The organism is Pseudoflavonifractor capillosus (assembly GCF_016899775.1).
Lineage (GTDB): Bacteria > Bacillota > Clostridia > Oscillospirales > Oscillospiraceae > Lawsonibacter.
The window spans coordinates 1-347 of sequence record NZ_JACJJE010000175.1 but is presented as its reverse complement, the minus strand read 5'-3'; the positions used below and the strand labels follow the sequence as shown (position 1 = coordinate 347).

Annotated in this window: 1 protein-coding gene; it reads left to right on the top strand. The window is 60.5% G+C overall.

What is annotated here, in order from left to right:
- Window positions 1-347, top strand: a 347-nt coding sequence (locus H6B31_RS16880; RefSeq protein WP_204899545.1) for an S-layer homology domain-containing protein, incomplete at both ends; no start/stop codon positions are given.

Here is a 347-nt window from a genome sequence, read left to right as displayed (position 1 = left end):
ACCGCGGCCATGATTTCCGGCCTGATGGTGATGGGCTCCAGCGCCGCGAGCTACGCGGACGTGACTTCTGAGGACAACGTGGAAGCCATTGACGTTCTCCAGACCGTCAAAATTATGGTCGGCGACGAGAACGGCGACTTCAATCCTGATCAGAACGTCACCCGCAACGAGATGGCGGTCATTATGGCCAATCTGATGGAGTACAATGTCGCCAGCTACAAGAATACCAGCCCCTTCACCGACGTGCCCGCCTGGGCCGAGCCCTATGTGGCCGCCTGCTGGACCAACGGCATCACCGCCGGCTACAGCAGCACCATCTACGGCGGTTCCGACACCGTGACCACCGC